Origin of the sequence: Aquisphaera insulae (genome assembly GCF_011064615.1) — a bacterium.
Classification (GTDB): domain Bacteria; phylum Planctomycetota; class Planctomycetia; order Isosphaerales; family Isosphaeraceae; genus Aquisphaera; species Aquisphaera insulae.
The window spans coordinates 1-17577 of sequence record NZ_JAALJH010000048.1; the positions used below are offsets into that span (position 1 = coordinate 1).

Sequence of the window (17577 nt, forward strand, 5' to 3'; positions counted from 1 at the left end):
GAGCCACCCCCCCGCGAACCCCGCGGCGCGGAGGCCGGTCAGGATGGGCGGGCAGCGGCGCATCAGCTTCCAGAGCAGGCCCGTGCGGTGGTTCTCGATCATCAGGATGACCGGCCCCTGGTCGATGCCGAAATGGTAGGGCGTGACCCACCAGCCGGTCGGGCTGTCGGGCACGGCGAAGGTGGCGTTGAACGAGGGCTTGAAGCCGTACGGTGTCGCCATCCCGAGGTCCATCTCGCCGAAATGGCGGATGGTGGGGATGACGATCTCCGGCGCGAACGGGAGCGAGGCGACCACGACCCAGGGCGACACGGTGCCGTCGTCGGGGCCGAACGGGGCGCCGCGGGCAACGTAGCCGAAGAACTCGCGGTCGACGCCCTTCACCACGCGGCGAGCCGGGCCGGGGCCGTCGCTGGCGGTGAAGCCCCAGCAGTCCTTGCCATAGCCCTCGAAGCCGTGCGGGTTGCGGATCGCATACTCCTGCTGGACGAAGGTCGCCCGGCGGCTGTTCTCGAAGTAGTCGCTGCCGTGCGCCCGCATGAAGGCGTCGCGGATCTCGTGGAAGTCGACCCAGAGGTGCGAGAACTGGTGGGTGAAGAGCGGGCCGGAGTAGAGCAATTCCCGGCCGTAGATCGTCTTCCATTGATAGGTGTCGCAGTAGGCCCGGTAGCTCTCCGGCGGCAGGGGATGGGTGGGGGAGCCCAGGCCCAGGATGTAGAGCAGCAGGCCCTCGTCGTAGCCCCGATAGCGGTGGGGGATGAACCCGGTCTCCGGATACCAGCCGTGGGTGAGCGTCGCGCCGCCGTCGCGGGCCCAGTCCCAGTCGGCCCGGTGGTAGAGCCGGCTGGCGAGGTCGCGGACCTCGGCCTCGGGGCCGTTGTCGCGGTCGAAGTAGGTGGCGACCGTGAGCGCCCCCGCGAACAGGAACGCCGAATCGATCGTCGAGAGCTCGCAGTCCCTGACCCGGCGGCCGGTCTCGATGTCCAGGAAGTGGTAGAAGAAGCCCTTGTAGCCGGAGGCGTCCGGCTCCGGGCCCTGGGGGCAGTCGAGGAGGAACTTGAGCCGCCTGCGGGCGAGCTTGACCGCGAACTCCCGGATGACGACGTTGCGCTCGACGACGACCGGGATCGTCGCCAGGGCCATGCCGACGGCGGCGATGCTGACCGGCGCGCCCGGCTCGGTCTTGTCGCGGACCATCCCGTTGTCCGGGTTGGTCTCGCGGATGTAGTACATCAAGGTGCTCAACTGGAGCCGGTCGAGCTCCCCGTCGGTCAGGTCCGCGGTCCGATCGTCCGCGGCGGCCGGCGGCCGTCCGGCCTCATTCATCAGGCCCATCGCCATGGCGCTCCTCAGGGCGTCTCGACGGTTCATCGCGACCTCTCACTTTCGCCGTTCGAAGACGCGCTTGCCGTCGAGATACGTGGCCAGGACGTGGGCCTGCCGGATCTCGTCCTCTGGGCAGGTCAGGAGGTCGCGGTCGAGGACGACGAGGTCCGCCTGCTTGGCCGTCTCGAGCGACCCGATCCGGTCCTCCAGGAACAGCAGGCGGGCGTTGTTGATCGTGTAGAACCGGATCGCCTGCTCCCGGGTCAGGGCCTCCTCGGGATGGAGCCGCCCCTCGTAGCCCCTGGCGTGCCGGGTGATGGCGATCCACATCCCCAGGAAGGGGTTGTAGGGGTTGATCGACCGGAGCGAGCCGATCTTCTGCATGTGGTCGGAGCCGCCCCCGGCGACGACCCCGGCCGCGAACAGGCTGCTCAGCGGCTGGAAGTACCGCAGCCGGTCGACGCCGAACTGGGCGGCGAGGGTCCGCGTGTCGAGGTAGAGCCAGTCCGGCTGGATGTCCACCACGGCCCCCAGCCCCGCCGCCCTCGCGATCGCCTCGCGGCTCATGAAGTTCGAGTGGGTGATGCACGGCCGGGTCGGGGCGACCGGCATCTCCCGGTTCACCTCCTCGTAGGCGTCGAGCAGGGCGTGCACGGCGCCGTCGCCGACGCTGTGGGCCGTGAACTGCAAGCCCGACGCGACGGCGGCCCGCACCATCGGCACCAGGCGGTCGCGGGGGATGAACAGCACGCCGCGATACTCGGGATCGTCGATCGCGTAGATCTTGCTCCTGCCCCAGGGCTCGCGCATGTAGGCGCTGCCGGTGAGCATGCCGCCGTCGAGGTAGGTCTTGATGCCGACGATCCGGAGCCGCGGCCCGCCCCGGCGGAGCGGGTCCTCCGCCACCCGGCGGATCTCCCCGAGGATCGCGTCCAGGGGGCCGAGGTTGTCGACGTGTCGCGAGATCCCGAGGCGGACCGTCAGGGCGCCGGCCTCGTGGAGCCGCCGGTAGCGGTCGACCGCCGCGGCGTCGGCGTCGCGGTCGATGACGGCCGTGATCCCGACCGAATTGTAGTCGGCGAACAGCTCGAGCAGCCGCCGGTCTCGATCCGGCTCGGAGGGCTCGCGGTCCGGCGGCGAGACCCTCACGTACCGCGTGAGGTTGCGGAGGATGCCGGTCGGCTCACCGGTCGCCGGGTCCCGCTCGACCTTGCCCGGCCCCTCGGGCCGGAAGTCCCGGTCGATGCCGCTGAGCCTGAGCGCCAGCGAGTTGACCGAGGCGTCGGGGCCGGTCGAGAAGAGCACGGGGTTCTCGGGCGCGGCCCGATCCAGCTCCTCGCGCGTCGGGTAGCGCTGCTCCCTGAGCCGGGTGATGAACACCTGGCGGACGACCACCCACTTGCCGGCGCCCAGCGCCCGGGCCCGCGACCGGACATAGTCCAGCACGTCCCGGATCGTCTCCATGTCGGGGATCGGATGATCGAACTCGGTCTGGCTGGCATCGGTCGGGTGCGTGTGCGAGTCGATCAGCCCCGGGAGGACGGTCTTGCCCTCGAGGTCGACCACCTCCGTGCGCGGGCCGCGGGTCTTCAGGACCTCCTCATCGGTCCCGACGAGGAGCAGGCGGTCCCCCTTGACCGCCACGGCCTGGCGGATCGAGAAGCGGCGGTCGACCGTGACGACCTTGCCGTGGTGCAGGATCAGGTCCGCGTCATCGGCCCGCGCGGCGTACCCGCCGAGGCCGAACGGCAGGAGCAGGGCGGCAAGCCACGGGAAGGCACGGGGCGTGATCATGGTCGAGACTCGCAGCGCGATCGTCCGGGAGGCGAACCGGCCCCGACTGGACCGCCTCTCTCCGCCTCCTGCACGGATCATAACCGAGGAGCCCGGGCCGCGACATGGGCCGCGGCCTGGCCCCCGCCGCACGGCTTGCGGCCGACGATCGTGGCGCAGTTGCCGTGGTGGGACTCGCGGAACGAGAGGTCCTCGAATCCCTCGTCGCGGAGCCGCGAGAGGATGGCCTCGGCGTGGAGCGTCTTCCCCTTCTTGATCGCGGCGGCCCGGTCGTCGGAGTCGGCGATGACGTCGCGGATCAGCGGGGCGACGGTCCGGATCCGCGTCCAGTCGTCGGCCAGCCGTTCGTAGGCACCCCGGGCGCGGAGGGCTTCCTCCGCGAAGGCCATGAGTTGGTCGACGTCGAAGCACTCGCGGGGCTCGGTGACGGCGAGGATGCCCCCCGGCTTCAGGGTGCGGATCGCCTCGGCGAGGGCCCGCGCCGGCTCGGCCATGTCGAAGAGCGCGAGCAGGATGTTCGCCCCGTCGACGCTCTCGTCCGGCAGGTCCGGCAGGCTTTCGGCCGAATCCTCCAGGACCACGATCCGTCCGGCATGGCCCGGCCGGATCTTCCCCCGCAGCCGGTCGAGCATGGCCCGGCCGACGTCGACCGCGACGACCTCCTTCCCCCGGTCCAGGAGCCGCATCGCCAGGTTGCCGGTCCCCGCGCCCATGTCCAGGACGGAGCGGATCTCGTCGGGGTCGAGTGCCGCGCGGTGGCGGTCCAGGACCTCCAGGTAGAAGGGCATCTCGGTGAGGATCCGGTCGTAGCTGGCCGCGTAGACGTCCCACATCAGGTCGTGGCCCAGCCGCAGGTCCACGGCCCGGCGGAAGGCCCCGTGGTCGGCCATCTCCTCGACCTCCAGGCTGAGCATGGACCCGACGCAGAGGCCGGTCTCGCGGTCGAGCATCGGCAGCTCGCCGGCACGCAGGCGGACGCGACCGAACCGCGCGGAACGGATCATGCATTCGGAGCTTGCCACGCCGATCTCGTCGGTGGCCAGGAGGAACGCCTCCTTGCTCTCCGGTCCCCGGTCGCCCGCCGCCGTCCCGTCCCGTCGGCGTGAGAGGCCGTCGGGCGGGAGGAGGATCACGCCCGCGTCGCCGTCGCCCTCGCCGAGGAGCCGCTCCTCCAGCCGGCGGAAGTGGCGTCCCTTGCAGCCGGCCGCCGCCGATCCGAGCAGCTCGAGGCAGGCGGCGTTGACGTCCACCACGATCCCGGCCGGGTCGATGGTCAGCGCGGGGGTCCGCGCGTAGTAGGATCGCTCGCTCAGGAAGGCCGGCCGCGGGGTTGAGATCGTATTCCGTGCGTCCAAAGGGTCATTCTCCCCGGAAGTCATCGACGAGGAAGCCGGCGCCTTGCCCTCGCTCAGGTCGTCAGCAGCACCACCCCCATCCCGAACGCCTCGGCGGGGGGGGCGAACGAGGACCTCGCGAACGCGACCCGGAAGCCCCGGCCGGCGAGCCATTCGAGGATGGCCTCCCGGCGGTAGCGGCGGAAGGTGAGGAGCCTTCGGCCGGACGGCCGATCGGTGACCTCGATCACCTCCGCGGCCGTGTCGGCATCCCGTCGATGGGCGAAGCCGACGCGGTCCTCGAAGGCCCCTTCGCCGGCCCCGTCGCCCAGGAGGAAGGCGCGGAAGGCCGGCGTGTAGGCCGTGGCTCGCAGCCGGGGCTCGACCTCGACGGACCAGCCCGGCCCGGCGAGGGGCAGGTCCGCCAGCAGGGCGTCGCCCGGCTGCATCAGCCCGCGGATCCTGTCGAGGAACCGGGCCTCGCCGCCGTCGAGATTCCCGAGCGTGCCGCCGAGCATCGCGAAGAGGATCGGCCGGCACGCCTGTCGAGCCAGGACTTCGCCGAGGAGCCCTCCGTCCTCCTCGAAGTCGCAGAGGACGCCGTGCACCGGGCCCGCGATCGGGCGGAGCCGCTCGATGGCCGCCTCCAGCAATGGCCGCGAGAGGTCCACCGCGATGTAGCCCGGCCGATCCTGGCTCGCCGCCAGCAGGTCCGCGTCCGCCGATCCGTCCCCCGGGCCGAGCGAGACGATCGTCCCCGGCCGCAGGCCGGCGATCGCCGCCAGCCGGTGGCCCCGCAGCCCCAGGGCGTCGGGGTCGCGGAGCGGATAGCCCGGCTCGTGGACGACCGAGAGCCAGTGCCGGGCCCCGGACTCGCCGACGTAGAGCGCGCGGCTCGACCAGCCGGCCGGGATCGCGACCTCGCCTCGGCCCACGGCGGCGATCCGCTCGTCCGGCAGGATCGCGGCCTCCTCCTCCTCGCGAGTCGTCGACATCGGGGCACCTTGGGAGCTGGGATTCATGGGGGGACGACGCCGGTCGGCCCGCTACTGCTGCCGGAACATCCGGAGGACCTCGCGGATGACCCTCTCCACCAGGATCGACATCGGCGGGGGGAGTTGCGGGTCGCCGAGCCGCTCGAGGGGGAAGTAGAGGCTGTCGGTCGTGATCTCGTCGTACCCGGGGGGCAGGCATTGCCGCCACGCGTCCGGGTTCTCGACGTCGCGCTGGACCAGGAAGAGGTGCGGGTACTTGTGTTTCAGATAGGACTTCAGGGCGTCACGGACGGCGGGGCGGTTCTCCCAGGCCCCGACCCCCTCGCGGCCGACCGGGATGACGGCCATCCGGGACCGGTAGAGGCCCTGGATCAGGTCGGCGTCGGAAACTCGGCCGGGGACGTCGCAGCCCTGCCGGAACCAGACGTTGCAGCCGTAGGTCTCGAGCAGGTTGCGAATGGCCCCCAGGTGCTGGGCGTCCCGAGGATCGCAGGGCAGGAAGAAGTCGTGCTCGCACTCCCTCGCCCGGCGGAAGATCTCCGGGAGCGAGAGCAGGCTCGACGTGGGCCGCCCGTCGATCCCCGGCGCCGCCCACGAGCTGATGTCCACGAAGACGCTCCGCATCAGCACCACGCCGTGGCTCGCCTGGATCTTGTGCTGGACGAGCAGCGGCAGGTAGATGCGGCCCTGGAACTCCGGCTTGGCGTGATTGGCCAGCCAGAGCGGGATCCGGACCGAGGCGGTCACGGCCTTGTTCTTGGCCGCCACGGTCCGCTGGGGCCAGAGGATCGCCCCCAGCAGCAGGACCTGCTCGTCGACGAACTCCGACCGCTGGGGCTCGGGCATGAACTGGTAGAGCCGGTCGTCGTATTCCTCCACCCGCTTGCCGATCAGGTCGTCGGCCCGGTTCAGGCCGTAGAGCCGAGCGGCCGCGTCGTTGGCGTGGGTGTAGACGGCCTGGGAGGGGTCGTCCAGCGGCATCTGGAAATCCACGTAGGGATACTGGCTGGACCAGAAGTCGCCCGTCCCGGGCCGATACTCCGCGATCCGGGCGCGGAGCTCCTCGAGCGAGGCCGCGATGTCGTTGGTGTCGATCCGGATGACGTCCAGCTCCTCGAGCATCTTAGGAAGGGCCACGCCGGCGGCGGGGGCGTCCGTCAGCAGGATGAGCGGCTTGGCGTTGGCGATCCGGAAGCCGACCTCCATCATGATCCGCGGGTCCCAGGGGGGGCCCCCCAGGTCGGCGATCACCAGGGGCACGGTCGAGAGCGGCGAGACCAGCGGCTCCAGCTCGTCGCGGCCGGTGGCCTCATTGTGAGGGACCGGCTCGTAGTCGGTGCCCTCGAAGGCCGGGCGGACCAGGTCGGCCAGGACCGATTCCGCCCGCGCCCTGGCCAGGCCCTTCGCCGGCGTGGCCGGCTGGAGGAACAGGGCCCGCTTCTTCGCCGGTGGGGACGGTGCGGTCTGGAGCGGCGCGATGGCCGCGGCGGAACTCGACATATTGGTCCTCCTCACCGCATCGCGGATCAGCGGTTCGATGGCGCTGGCGAGCACGCCCCGATTCGGTGGAGCGGCTCCCTCGCCGATCAGGCCGATCACCTCCAGGGCCTGGGAGAAACACGGGGCTCCGGCGGAGCCGTCGGCCGCGGCGGCGTCCGCGCCCGCGTCCGCCGCGTATCGGAAGTAGCGGTCCTCCTCGACCTGGGGAGACTGACCCAGCATGAGCCTGGGCGGCTCCGCCGGGCCGCGCCGCAGGTAGAGCACGGCCTCGCCCTTCGCGAGCGAGCCGGCGAGCTCCCGATCGCCCCGTTCCGAGAGCCTCAGATAGTTGCGCGGCCTGCCGCCGCCGACGTCCTCGGCCGCCCTCCGATCCAACTGCAGGAGGGCGAAGCCGGCGGCGTCCGCCGGGCTGCTCGTCAGCTCCGGCCACGCCGGCTTGAGGCGGCAGGCTGCCGGGGGAGACGATCCGCTCGCGTCGCCGTCGAATTCCAGGGCCACCTTCGCGGCCAGGTCGTCCTTGCCCCAGAAGGGGGCGGCCACGCCCCAGGCCGTCAGCACGAGGTCGGGCCCCACCAGGAAGCCCGTGCCGGCGCCCCGGGGCGAGGCGGGATCCGGTCGGATCAGGCAGACGGCCCGGCTCATCGCGACCAGCCGGCCCGCCCAGGCGGCCACCGCCGCGAGCGAGGCGTCGCCGAAGAGGAACTTCTCCAGGTCCTCGAGCTTCACCCCCAGGGACTCCAGCGGCTCCCGGGCCGGCCGTACGTAGTGGTCCGAGATGACCTGGAGGTCGGCCGCCCCCTTGCTCCGCTCGAGCGCGACGTCGATCAGGTTCACCAGCATGCGATTGGCCTCGGCCCGCTGGATCAGGCGGTTGAGCGCCAGCTCGAGCTGGGAGGACGTGCTCTTGAAGTTCACCCAGTCGTCGATGAGGCCGGCGTCGAAGGCCAGGTTGTCCACGTCCCCCTCGACGCGGAAGACGGACCGGATCGCCTCGTTGAGCCCGGCGAGCAGGGCGGCGTCGTTCTTCATCGGAACGTCTCCCCGAGGTCAGGCCCCCGCCGCCCGCACCGCCTCGCGGATGCTCGGCTCGATCGAGCTCGCCAGGACGGCCCGGTTCGTCGTGTCGGCCCCGTAATGGTGGAGGGCGATCACCTCCAGCTTCTGGGAGAAGCAGGGCGAGCCCGACGAGCCGGGCTCGGTGTTCACCCGGTGCCAGAGATAACGCGCGTCCTCGATCCGGTCGGCCTCGCCGAGCGCCAGCTTCAGCGGCTCGGCCATCGGATGCTGGACGATGAGCATCGGGGCGCCAGCCGGCAGCAAACCGGCAAGCTCCGGCTGACTCCTGGTCGAGAGGTCCAGGTATCCTCGTGGATGGCCGTCCACGATGTCATCGGCCGCCCTGCGATTCAGCCGTAGCAGCGCGAAGTCGCTCTCATTCATGGGGCTCTTCGGCAGGTCCCATTCCGGATTCAGGCGGCAGGGCGCCGAGGCGGTCCTCAGCTCACCCCCCGGCCCGAGCTCGCGGTCGAACTCCACGGACACTCGCGAGGAGGCCTCCTCCCTGTCCCAGAATGGCCCGGCCACGTGCCAGTTCGTCATCACCAGGTCTGGCGCCACCAGGAACCCCGTCCCGCACCCCGCGATCGAGCCGGGATTCGGGCGGATCAGGCAGACTGTTAGGCGAGCAAGGCCCAGCTTGCTGAGCCACACGGCGATGTCCACGAACCCGGCGTCGCGGAAGAGGACCTTCTCGAAGTCCCCGACCTTCGCCCCCAGGGACTCCAGCGGCTCGCGGATCGGCTTCACGTACTGGTCCGCCAGGGCCTGCAGCTCCGGGAAGTGGTCGCTTCGATCGAGCGCGGCGTCGATCACGTCCATCAGCTTCCGGTTCACCTCGGCCCGCTGGAGGAATCGATTGAGGGCCAGCTCGAGCTGCGGCGCGACCTTGAAGTTGACCCAGTCGTCGGCGAGACCGGCGTCCGCCGCGAGAAGGTCCAGGTCCCCCTCGTTGGGCAGGGCGCGGCGGATGGCCCGGGAGAACTTCGAGATGAGCTTCGGGTCGTTCTTCACAGCCGCCGCCCCCCTCGAGAGTCGGACCGAGTCCGCGTGACCTCACGAGAATCCCATGGCCGCCGCCCCTCAAGATTCTATCAACGGATCCGCGAAAAACCCGACGTGAAACCGCCATGATAACTTCGGGGTGGGCCGCCTCGGTCTGGATAAGCTAGGAGACAGGCTGTGGAATGGGGGAGCGGGCGATGGCCCGGCCGATCCCCCGGGGACACACGGCCCCTTTCCTCTCGAGGTCCTCATGTTGACGCGTCAGGAAAAACTCGCCCGGCTGAAGGCGATGGTCCGACGGATCGCCAATGAGACCGACGTCAAGTCGCTGGCCGACCAGGCCGAGGCCCGGTCCGGCTTCGAATCGGTGGGGGTCCAGGCGGCCCCGCCTCCGCCCGCCGCGCCGGTCGGCACGGCCGCCGACGCCAAGCGCGGGTTCGACAAGCTGATGAAGGACCGCGAGGCGTCGATCAGCGAGGCCGAGATCAACGGCCTGGAGGCGATCGTCCTCACCGAGGGGCGGCCGGCGGTCTTCATCCAGGACGGCAAGTACGACGACCTCCCCAACCCGTGGACGCGGCTCAACGCGGCCCCCTTGCGGGCGAAGCTCCAGCCGCTGTTCGCCTCCATCGGCCGCGTCGACCTGCCCAACTCCGCGCAGATCCCCTACGGCGGCACCGGCTTCGTCGTCGGCGACGGCCTGCTGATGACCAACCGCCACGTCGGGGCCCTGTTCACCACCGGCCTGGGCCTCCGCAATCTGATCTACACCGCCGGGGACGCCGCCATCGACTTCCTCCACGAGCGATTCACGGCCGAGGGGGACCGATCGGCCTTCCTCGAGGTCAAGCAGGTCGTGATGATCCATCCGTACTGGGACGTGGCGCTGCTCCGGGTCGAGGGCCTCCCCGTCGGCCGTCCGCCGCTCGTGCTCTCGACCGCCCGGCCGGAGGACCTGACGGGCCGGGACGTCATCGCCGTCGGCTACCCGGCCCGCGACTTCCGCAACGACCTGGACGTCCAGGACCGGATCTTCGGCGGCGTCTACAACGTCAAGCGGTTCCTCCCCGGCAAGCTCCTCACGCGGGACACGATCCGGAGCTTCGAGAACACGGTCTCGGCGATCACCCACGACAGCTCCACCCTGGGGGGCAACTCCGGCTCCGCCGTGATCGACGTGGATTCCGGGGAGGTCGTCGGGCTCCACTTCGCCGGCCTCTACCTCAAGGCCAACTACGCCGTGCCCACCTACGAGCTCGCCCGCGACCCCCGCGTGGTCGACGCCGGGCTCCACTTCCACGGCACCCTCCCCCCCACGACCGACTTCGACGCCGCCTGGGACCGCCTCGGCGACGAGCGGACCGACGTCCCGCCGCCGCCTCCGCCGCCGCCCCCACCTCCGCCCGACCCGGCGCAGCAGCATGCCGTCGGCGCGGGCACGAACGTGGCCGTGGGGGCCGGCGCGGTCACCTGGACGATCCCGCTGCAGGTGACGATCTCCGTCGGCCAGGCCGCCGCGGCCGGCCCGCAGGCGCCCGCCCCCGGGACGACGCCGGCCGAGGTCCAGGAGCGGATGCAGGTGCCGATCATCGCGCCGAAGCTGGAGGATCGGCCCGGCTACAGGCCGGACTACCTGGGCCTGCCGGGCGGCGAGGCCGTGCCGCTGCCGGAGCTCACGACGGCGGGCAAGAAGGTCGTGGCGAGGCTCGACGACGGGTCGCCCGAGCTCAAGTATGAGCACTTTTCGGTCGTCATGAACAAGGTGCGGCGGCTGCCGATGTTCACGGCGTCGAACGTCGACTGGCGGCCCGCCTCGCGGCAGGTGAACGGCCGGAAGCCCAGCCGCAAGGAGCTGACGGGCCTGGGGCCCAACGACCAGGAGCAGTGGGTCACCGACCCGCGGATCCCGGACGCACACCAGCTCCCGGACGTCTTCTTCACCAAGGACGGGGGCGCCTTCGACAAGGGGCACGTGGTCCGCCGCGACGACGTCACCTGGGGCGCCGATTTCGCGGAGATGCAGAAGGGGAACGGCGACACCTTCCACACCACCAACTGCACGCCGCAGGTGGCGGGCTTCAACCGGTCGGCCAACGGCGAGGACAACTGGGGCGACCTGGAGAACCTGATCCAGCAGGAGACCAATGCGGAGACCGTGTCGATCTTCTCCGGCCCGGTGCTGGCCGACGACGATCGGACCTTCCAGGGCAAGGACCGCCGCGGCCCGGCCGAGGTGAGGATCCCGCGTGCCTTCTGGAAGATCGTGGTGGCGAAGGGGGATGATGGCCCGCAGGCGTTCGGCTTCGTCCTCGAGCAGGACCTCTCCGCCGTGCCGCTGGAGGCCCCGTTCGAGGAGTTCGCCGTCCCGGCCCCGTGGAAGCGGTTCATGAAGAGCATCGCCGAGATCGAGGGCCTGCTCAACGGCTGGGTCAAGCTGACCTGGCTGAAGGAGCACGACGCCATCGGCACCGAGCACGGCCGCCGGATCTCCGCGGGCGTGCGGAAGCGGGGCGTCGGGGCCCGCTGAGCATGGAGGGGCGAGGAGGAAGGGGCGAGGGGCGAGGGGCGAGCGGGAAAGGACCGGGGACGGGAAGAGAAGTCGAGAACAGGGCCTGGGACGGAACTGGCGCGGGTGACGGCATAAGCCAATGTCAGCCGTTCCCCCCGTCCTCCTCGCCCCTCGCCCCTCGTCCCTCGTCCCTCGTCCCTCGCCCCTCGTCCCTCGCCCCTCGCCCCTCGCCCCTCGTCCCTCGCCCCCTTGCCGATGCCCCTTTCTTGACGGCCGTGCGTGCGGATCCTAGGAAATTCCCTAGAGGACGCAAGAATCCGTCGAGAGATGGACATGACCATGGGCGCCCACACCACCAGAGATCGACTCCAGATGGTCTACAAAATCATCACCTATGCGTTGCTGATCTTCGGCGGCGGCCTCTCCGGTGCCCTCGCCGGGTCGGCCGCGGGGCCGATCCACCTCGACATGTCGTCCCACGAGCTCGGCCTCTTCGGCGCCTGCCTGGGGGGCGCCTTGGCGCTGGTCGGCTGCCGCCTGGCCATCGAGCGAGCCGAGGCCGCCGAGCAGAACCGCCAGCTCTTCCGCGCCCTGGACCTGCGGCTCTCCCGCGTCGCCCACGACTCCAGCCATGGCCACGGTTGAGCGAGGCCGAACTGCAGGCGAAGGCGGCTCGCCGTTCGCGGTCTCCCGCGCCTCGATCGCGAGCGGCCACCTGCCGCACGCATCCGCTCAGCGGCTCGCCATGCCGACCCGCCGCAGGAACGCCCCCACCCGCCGGGAGTAGTCCTCGAAATTCAAGGCGATGAGTGTGTTGTGATCCCCCCTGGGGAAGATCACGAGCTCCCTGTCCGCGCCGCCGCTCCAGGCGTGGAGCTTCTCCGCGTGGTGGGGGCGGACGAGGTCGTCATGCCGCGCGTGGAGGACCAGCACGGGCCCGCGGTAGCCGCCGAGCTTGAGCCGGTTGTCGAAGTGGGCCAGGACTTCTCGCGAGAGGCCGGCGGCGGTCGTATCGAGGTCTTCCGGAGTGACCCGTACGAGGATTCGCTCGAGCAGGTCGGCGATGCCGCTCTCCAGGATCAGGCCCGCGACGTTGGGGAGTCGCCGGACGAGCTCGATGGCGTAAAGCGAGCCGATCGACCGGCCGTAGACCACGAGGCGTTCCGGCGGGACTCCGAGCGCCCGGACGATGGCTTCGCCGTCGCTCAGCATCGCGACCAGCGAGGGCACTCCGGACGACATCCCGTAGCCGCGATACTCCCCGAAGCACGCGTTGACGCCGAGGTTCGTGAGGATCTCCGCGAGCTCGCCGTCGGCATAATCCGAGGCGGACTCGCCATTGCCGTGGAAGTGTAGCAGCGTCCCCCCTTCGGGGAACGCCGCCAGCCGCCGGCAGGCGAGGCGGGCGCCGTGGGACTGGACGAGGAAGGCGTCGGGGACGTCGTGCCGGGCGGGGAAGAAGAGGCGGTCGTTCAGGACCCCTTGGTCCAGCATCGAGCCGTCGTTCGCCGTTGGAGCCGGCTCCCCTGCATGTCGTTCCCCAAGGTTCCAGGCCATACGTCCCACCTTCTCAGTCCGGAAGTTCGCCGCCCGCGGCCGTACAACACATTCTGGCGGACGTCGACGAGAGGCCGGGGCCTCGCCACCGCTCGACCTGTTGCTTCAGGGTACAACGGCCCTGGTGAACCCGGAAGGCCGTCGGGATTTCTGGTACGATCCGGGGAGCTTCCTCGGTGGTGCATGACCGCCGAGCCGTGAAGATAGGCGATCCTGGATGCGTGAGCATGCACTCCGACGCGCGCGATAAGGGGCGGCGGACCATGGCGGTGCTCGCCGGGCCCCGGCAATACCGACGGTTCGTCCGGCTTTCGGATCGGTTCTTCCGCCTCGTGCCCTGGCTTTGGGGGATCGGCTGTGTCGGCTGCCTGCTCGCGTCGCTGCTCCGGTTGGGTGACCGCGGGATGGCGATCGTCTGCGTCCTGACGATCTATCCGGCCCTCGTCGGCTACTTCGGTCTCAACGGACTGATTATCCTGTGGAGGAGGCTGCTGGTGCGAGGCCGCAAGGGCGGGGGGGGACCTCGTTCACCGTCTGGCTCTGGCTCACGGCGGCGGTGTTCCTCCTGAGCGGCGAGGCCTTTCTCCGCGGGAGTCTCCTGGGCCTGGCTCGGGCCTGGACGAATCACTGACCCTTCTCGTTACGCCGGGGAGACTTGCTGATGGGACCGGACATCAACGAATCCGACTGGAAGGCGATGCGCAAGCTGACGCCGGTCGCGCTCGACCGGTTCTGCCAGCGGATCCTCGCCGAGGTGGCCTCGATTTCGGCGGATGGCACCATGAGTCCGCACCAGCGATACCTCGCGATCCACGAGCAGATCCAGAAGCGGGATCGAGACATGGCGAACGCCTTCAACGACGCGCGGCGATCCACGGCGATCGTCCAACTGGCCTGCCTCCGACGCCACGAACTGATCACCGACGCGGAGTTCGCCGAGTTCAGCCCCGAGACGCGAGAGATCCTGGGCCGGTTGCTGGGCGACTGAGGGGACCGGCGGACCTTTCCCTCAAGAACATGTCTTGCTCGGGCGTTGACGAACGGCCGTGGCCTTGTCCCAGTTCGACCTTTAGAATGAGCATTCAGGAACGATGCCGGGAGGCCAGGCCATGATCGACGAGATGACCAGAAATCCGCTCCGCGTCTCGACGGACGAGGTTGCAGGGCCTTACCTCATGGTGACGGTGGAGCAGCTCGAATCCGTCCGGAAGAGACTGGACGACCACGAGGTTCGGTACTGGGTCGACGGCGATGCGATTTCCCTGGATGGAGAGCCGGCGACCACGGTCGTCAATTTCGGCGTCGCCGGAGACGCCGAGCGGATTCAGGCGATCCTCGATGAGGCCGGCTGATCGGACGGCGGTCATTCATGTCATTGCAAGTCGAGATCGAGGCGTTGTCCTCCCAGATCACCGAGCGTCTCGACGCCTCCCGCGAGTTCTACGTGCATACCCGGCAAGCCTGGCGGCTCGTCGAGAAAGTGGCCCGGAAGGGGCGGCCGGTCGGAATTGTTGACCTGACGACCAGGCAATCCCTGTCGGCGGACGATCTCGGGCGGAGGGCGCAGAGATACGCGACCGTCAGGCTCGCCGAGTCCGTGTTTCGGGACCTGTCTGGCCTGATGGAGGACTGGTTCATCGGGGTCGTTCGCGCCTGGCTCACCGCTCATCCCGAGGACCTGGACCTCAATTTCGATCCGGTCACGGGTCAGCATCGGGCAAGAAGGACGAGGAGATCCAGGTCCCCCTCTCCCAGATCCTTCACCTGCGGGACGCAAACGCCGTGCTGGGCCGACTTGTCGAGAAGGTTGCTCGCGGACTGACCTACGAACGCCCGGACCGGTGGTTCCGATATCTCAGGGCCCGCGTCGATCTCGGGTGTCCTGACTCCGCCCAAGGATGGCGACTCGCCGAGATCAAGGCCGCTCGCGACAGCCTCGAACACAACCGAGGGATTGCCGGTCGCGATTATCGGGACAAGGCCGGGTCTGCGGCGAGATACATGGAGGGTGAGCGAATCCAGATCACCGAGCCGTATCTCCTGGAGTGCTTCACCTTGCTGCGTGATGTGATCGCGACGATGTCCGCCGCGCCTGGGCTCGCGCATGGTCCGAGGCCTCGGTCCTCGCGAAAGTGGGGCAGGTGAGCATGCCACTCGACCCGGGCGGTGAAGGTCGGTGGGTCGTGACGGGCCTTGCGGGTCCCCGGCAATACCGACGGTTCGTCCGCCTGTCGGAACGGTTCTTTCGCCTCATCGAGAAGGATCTCGCCTGACCTTGCCTCGCGGGGGATCCGCTGAGGGTGATTGTTCGGAGGCGTCGATGAGCGAGGTCTTCGAGGGCGTGGTCGTTTCCGGCGAGTGCATCCGCACCACGATCGACGCGGAGGTGGAGGCCGGCGGCTTCGGAGCGCTCCTCGAGGGCCAGTTGAAGCGAGCGTTCTGCTACGATGAGCGCGGCCGGCTGGCCGAGTCGGAACCTTACGACGGCGCGCCTGCCTGACATCGGCTCGGCGGTTCGGTCCGCCGGGCCTGGTCGTTGGTCGAGGAATGGCGATCATGGAAATCCACGGCCTCCGCCTCTACCCGCAAACCATCCGGACGGTTCGAGGCGCCGGGGCGCCGATCTTCGTCCACGGCCGGCTCAGCGACGATTGCAACGACTTCCTGTCCATCTTCCGGCCCCTGGCCCCGCGCTGGAGGACGCACACCTTCGTGACCAGCTTCGACGTGGCCGGCGGCGAAGATGCCTTGCCCGGCCTTCGCGAGCAGTTCGGGCCGAGCCTGATCGACGTTCAGCTCGACAGTCAGTTGATGTTCCTCCGCGGGGACGACCTCGGGTGGGCCGACGGCCATTCCGATCTCTGTTATCGCCTGGGGATCTTCCGGGAGGTCCCGACGTTCGACCTGGCGAGGTGTCTGTTCTGGGACATCGATTTCCGCCTCACGCCGGACACCTGGCCCCTGGGCCTCACGTCGCTCGTGCATTGCTGGGATGACATGTACTGGCAACTCTTCAGCACGGACCGGGCGGACGTCGAGGCCCTGGTCGAGGCCCACGACGGCGATCCGAGGCTGGCGATGTACCTCGTGGACCTGGAGCGCGAGTATCCCGATCCGAGCAATCAGGAGCTCCGGCCGGCGGGCCGTGGGGGGGCGTGAACTCTGGAATGCCGCGGCAGGACCGTGGAGTCCGCCGTGGTACGACGGAGATTGTGATGCGACCGCGCTGGCGAATCCGAACCTTGATGATTATGGTGGCGGCCACGGCTTGCGGCTTCGGGCTGCTCGTCGAACTCCGGCGCATGTCCGAGTTCGAGCGGTTGGCGAGGTTTCACCACCGGTCGGCGGCCATCCTCGCCGAAGAAGGGGGATCGGGATGCATGGACGTGCCGGGGGTCGATGAAGCGATGGACGAGCCCACCCTCCGAAGGGCCTACCTCTTCCATCGCGACCGAGGCAGGCTCTCTGCGCGTGCGACCCGCAGGCCCTGGCTGCCCGCCGCTCCCGACTAAGACCCCGAGTGGGCCTATCCGAAGGCGTTGACGGATGCGCTTCGTGTGCAGGGCCTCGCTCGCTAACGGCGAATCATGGAGGCGATACCCTTGACGGCTCGAAAGTTCGCGAAATGGGCTTCCTCTCGCGGCATGCCCGAGGGCACGATCGAGGACCTCCTCCGGTACGCGGCCACGCCCGAGGAGATGCAGGAGGCGATCGACCAGGAGGAGCCTGCGCCGCCGGTCGACACGCTCGAAGGCATCATCGAGATGACGGACAAGGACCCGATGGGGATCTCCCCCCGAGCCAACGGCTTCGTCCTGATCGGCGCCTGTCCGAATGGCGATCCGATCGCCATCGACGTCGCCGACGAGCCGGGGTCGGTCTGGTACATCGGCCACGAGACGATGTCCTCCGAGCCGTTGCGAGAGGTCTCGATCAGGGTTGCCGGAGACCTGACGGAAATGCTCAGCGGCATGGCCGAAGGCACGTTCCCGTACGACTCGTACGAGGCGAAGGAACGGCTGCGTCCGCCGGGGAGCTGAGCGATCCTTGCACTCGCTGGCGCCGGCCCGTGGCGGGCAGGTCCGCCTCGAATGCGAGGTGGCGGAGGGGAGCTGAACCGTGGCGCGATTCGTCATCCGACTCGATCCCCGCCGGCTCGACAACCCTGATCTCGATATCCGCTACGCCCTCCCCGACCTTCTGGCCGATCGGTCCGGCGGGATCATCACCGATGACGGCTACGACTACGTCGGAGAGGAGCCGTCACTCCTCCTTTTCCTACAGTCGGAGGACGTCGAGCGAGCACTTGCCTGCATCGTCGACGTCATCGAGAAGACCCGCGTCCTGGAAAATGACCTGCACAGGGCAGTCAGAGTCGCCATCGAGACGGGACGCGGCCACGAGGTCATCTATCCTCCCGACGATCCGGGGCCGTTCCTCCCCGGCTCGCAACCCGACGCCTGATCTGTCGGGGAAGCAGACTCTCCCAGCCGAGGTATTC

The 17577-nt window shown here is 69.5% G+C and carries 17 protein-coding genes; 9 read left to right on the forward strand and 8 right to left on the reverse strand.

Annotation, left to right across the window (positions count from 1 at the left end):
* The 6 genes from G6O54_RS22570 to G6O54_RS22595 all read right to left on the reverse strand — a co-directional run.
* A partial coding sequence (locus tag G6O54_RS22570) for a glucoamylase family protein (protein WP_165228415.1) occupies positions 1–1326 on the reverse strand: 1326 nt, incomplete at its 3' end.
* 54 nt (positions 1327–1380) lie between these two features.
* The gene (locus tag G6O54_RS22575) at positions 1381–3120 is read right to left on the reverse strand and encodes an amidohydrolase (protein WP_165228302.1); all 1740 of its coding nucleotides are present in this window, start codon (positions 3118–3120) and stop codon (positions 1381–1383) included.
* Positions 3121–3197: 77 nt separating this feature from the next.
* Positions 3198–4475 (reverse strand): class I SAM-dependent methyltransferase, encoded by a 1278-nt coding sequence (locus G6O54_RS22580; RefSeq protein ID WP_165228304.1) that lies wholly within the window; start codon positions 4473–4475, stop codon positions 3198–3200.
* Between the two features lie 53 nt (positions 4476–4528).
* The gene (locus G6O54_RS22585) at positions 4529–5449 is read right to left on the reverse strand and encodes an L-histidine N(alpha)-methyltransferase (RefSeq protein WP_165228306.1); all 921 of its coding nucleotides are present in this window, start codon (positions 5447–5449) and stop codon (positions 4529–4531) included.
* A 51-nt stretch (positions 5450–5500) separates the two neighbouring features.
* A complete protein-coding gene (locus G6O54_RS22590) occupies positions 5501–7978 on the reverse strand; it encodes a trypsin-like serine peptidase (RefSeq protein ID WP_165228308.1) in 2478 nt (825 codons plus the stop codon).
* Between the two features lie 18 nt (positions 7979–7996).
* Positions 7997–9019, reverse strand: coding sequence for a trypsin-like serine peptidase (locus tag G6O54_RS22595; RefSeq protein WP_165228310.1), 1023 nt, complete (start codon positions 9017–9019; stop codon positions 7997–7999).
* A 241-nt stretch (positions 9020–9260) separates the two neighbouring features.
* Here G6O54_RS22595 and G6O54_RS22600 point away from each other — a divergent pair, with 241 nt between their 5' ends.
* Together G6O54_RS22600 and G6O54_RS22605 are read left to right on the forward strand one after the other, a co-directional pair.
* On the forward strand, positions 9261–11537 hold the full coding sequence (locus G6O54_RS22600; RefSeq protein ID WP_165228312.1) for a DNA/RNA non-specific endonuclease: 2277 nt from the start codon (positions 9261–9263) through the stop codon (positions 11535–11537).
* Positions 11538–11852: 315 nt separating this feature from the next.
* Complete coding sequence (locus tag G6O54_RS22605; protein ID WP_165228314.1) at positions 11853–12164, forward strand: hypothetical protein; 312 nt, start codon at positions 11853–11855, stop codon at positions 12162–12164.
* Between the two features lie 87 nt (positions 12165–12251).
* Here the strand turns inward: G6O54_RS22605 and G6O54_RS22610 are convergent, their stop codons facing one another.
* Positions 12252–13013, reverse strand: coding sequence for an alpha/beta hydrolase (locus tag G6O54_RS22610; protein ID WP_165228316.1), 762 nt, complete (start codon positions 13011–13013; stop codon positions 12252–12254).
* A gap of 290 nt (positions 13014–13303) precedes the next feature.
* On the opposite strand from G6O54_RS22610, the gene G6O54_RS22615 reads away from it, so the two are divergent.
* The 3 genes from G6O54_RS22615 to G6O54_RS22625 all read left to right on the forward strand — a co-directional run bounded on the left by G6O54_RS22615 (position 13304) and on the right by G6O54_RS22625 (position 14428).
* On the forward strand, positions 13304–13645 hold the full coding sequence (locus tag G6O54_RS22615; protein ID WP_165228318.1) for a hypothetical protein: 342 nt from the start codon (positions 13304–13306) through the stop codon (positions 13643–13645).
* Positions 13646–13737: 92 nt separating this feature from the next.
* The gene (locus G6O54_RS22620) at positions 13738–14064 is read left to right on the forward strand and encodes a peptide ABC transporter substrate-binding protein (protein ID WP_165228320.1); all 327 of its coding nucleotides are present in this window, start codon (positions 13738–13740) and stop codon (positions 14062–14064) included.
* A gap of 121 nt (positions 14065–14185) precedes the next feature.
* Positions 14186–14428 carry a hypothetical protein gene (locus tag G6O54_RS22625; RefSeq protein ID WP_165228322.1) on the forward strand — a complete coding sequence of 81 codons (243 nt, stop codon included), beginning with the start codon at positions 14186–14188 and terminating at the stop codon, positions 14426–14428.
* A 355-nt stretch (positions 14429–14783) separates the two neighbouring features.
* Here the strand turns inward: G6O54_RS22625 and G6O54_RS22630 are convergent, their stop codons facing one another.
* Positions 14784–15182 carry a hypothetical protein gene (locus tag G6O54_RS22630; protein ID WP_165228324.1) on the reverse strand — a complete coding sequence of 133 codons (399 nt, stop codon included), beginning with the start codon at positions 15180–15182 and terminating at the stop codon, positions 14784–14786.
* A 214-nt stretch (positions 15183–15396) separates the two neighbouring features.
* Between G6O54_RS22630 and G6O54_RS22635 the strand changes: the two genes are divergently transcribed.
* From G6O54_RS22635 to G6O54_RS22650, 4 genes are all read left to right on the forward strand, one after another.
* A complete protein-coding gene (locus G6O54_RS22635) occupies positions 15397–15576 on the forward strand; it encodes a hypothetical protein (protein WP_165228326.1) in 180 nt (59 codons plus the stop codon).
* A gap of 56 nt (positions 15577–15632) precedes the next feature.
* Positions 15633–16235, forward strand: coding sequence for a hypothetical protein (locus tag G6O54_RS22640; protein WP_165228328.1), 603 nt, complete (start codon positions 15633–15635; stop codon positions 16233–16235).
* A 443-nt stretch (positions 16236–16678) separates the two neighbouring features.
* Positions 16679–17116, forward strand: coding sequence for a hypothetical protein (locus G6O54_RS22645; protein WP_165228330.1), 438 nt, complete (start codon positions 16679–16681; stop codon positions 17114–17116).
* A 79-nt stretch (positions 17117–17195) separates the two neighbouring features.
* Positions 17196–17540 (forward strand): hypothetical protein, encoded by a 345-nt coding sequence (locus G6O54_RS22650; protein WP_165228332.1) that lies wholly within the window; start codon positions 17196–17198, stop codon positions 17538–17540.
* Positions 17541–17577 lie beyond the last annotated feature (37 nt).

Bases quoted from the DNA above. Each gene is read 5' to 3' on its own strand.
- G6O54_RS22575 (WP_165228302.1), bottom strand. From the start codon at position 3,120: ATGATCACGCCCCGTGCCTTCCCGTGGCTTGCCGCCCTGCTCCTGCCG.
- G6O54_RS22585 (WP_165228306.1), bottom strand. From the start codon at position 5,449: ATGTCGACGACTCGCGAGGAGGAGGAGGCCGCGATCCTGCCGGACGAG.
- G6O54_RS22590 (WP_165228308.1), bottom strand. From the start codon at position 7,978: ATGAAGAACGACGCCGCCCTGCTCGCCGGGCTCAACGAGGCGATCCGG.
- G6O54_RS22600 (WP_165228312.1), top strand. From the start codon at position 9,261: ATGTTGACGCGTCAGGAAAAACTCGCCCGGCTGAAGGCGATGGTCCGA.
- G6O54_RS22605 (WP_165228314.1), top strand. From the start codon at position 11,853: ATGACCATGGGCGCCCACACCACCAGAGATCGACTCCAGATGGTCTAC.
- G6O54_RS22610 (WP_165228316.1), bottom strand. From the start codon at position 13,013: ATGCTGGACCAAGGGGTCCTGAACGACCGCCTCTTCTTCCCCGCCCGG.
- G6O54_RS22615 (WP_165228318.1), top strand. From the start codon at position 13,304: ATGCACTCCGACGCGCGCGATAAGGGGCGGCGGACCATGGCGGTGCTC.
- G6O54_RS22620 (WP_165228320.1), top strand. From the start codon at position 13,738: ATGGGACCGGACATCAACGAATCCGACTGGAAGGCGATGCGCAAGCTG.
- G6O54_RS22625 (WP_165228322.1), top strand. From the start codon at position 14,186: ATGATCGACGAGATGACCAGAAATCCGCTCCGCGTCTCGACGGACGAG.
- G6O54_RS22630 (WP_165228324.1), bottom strand. From the start codon at position 15,182: ATGCGCGAGCCCAGGCGCGGCGGACATCGTCGCGATCACATCACGCAG.
- G6O54_RS22635 (WP_165228326.1), top strand. From the start codon at position 15,397: ATGAGCGAGGTCTTCGAGGGCGTGGTCGTTTCCGGCGAGTGCATCCGC.
- G6O54_RS22640 (WP_165228328.1), top strand. From the start codon at position 15,633: ATGGAAATCCACGGCCTCCGCCTCTACCCGCAAACCATCCGGACGGTT.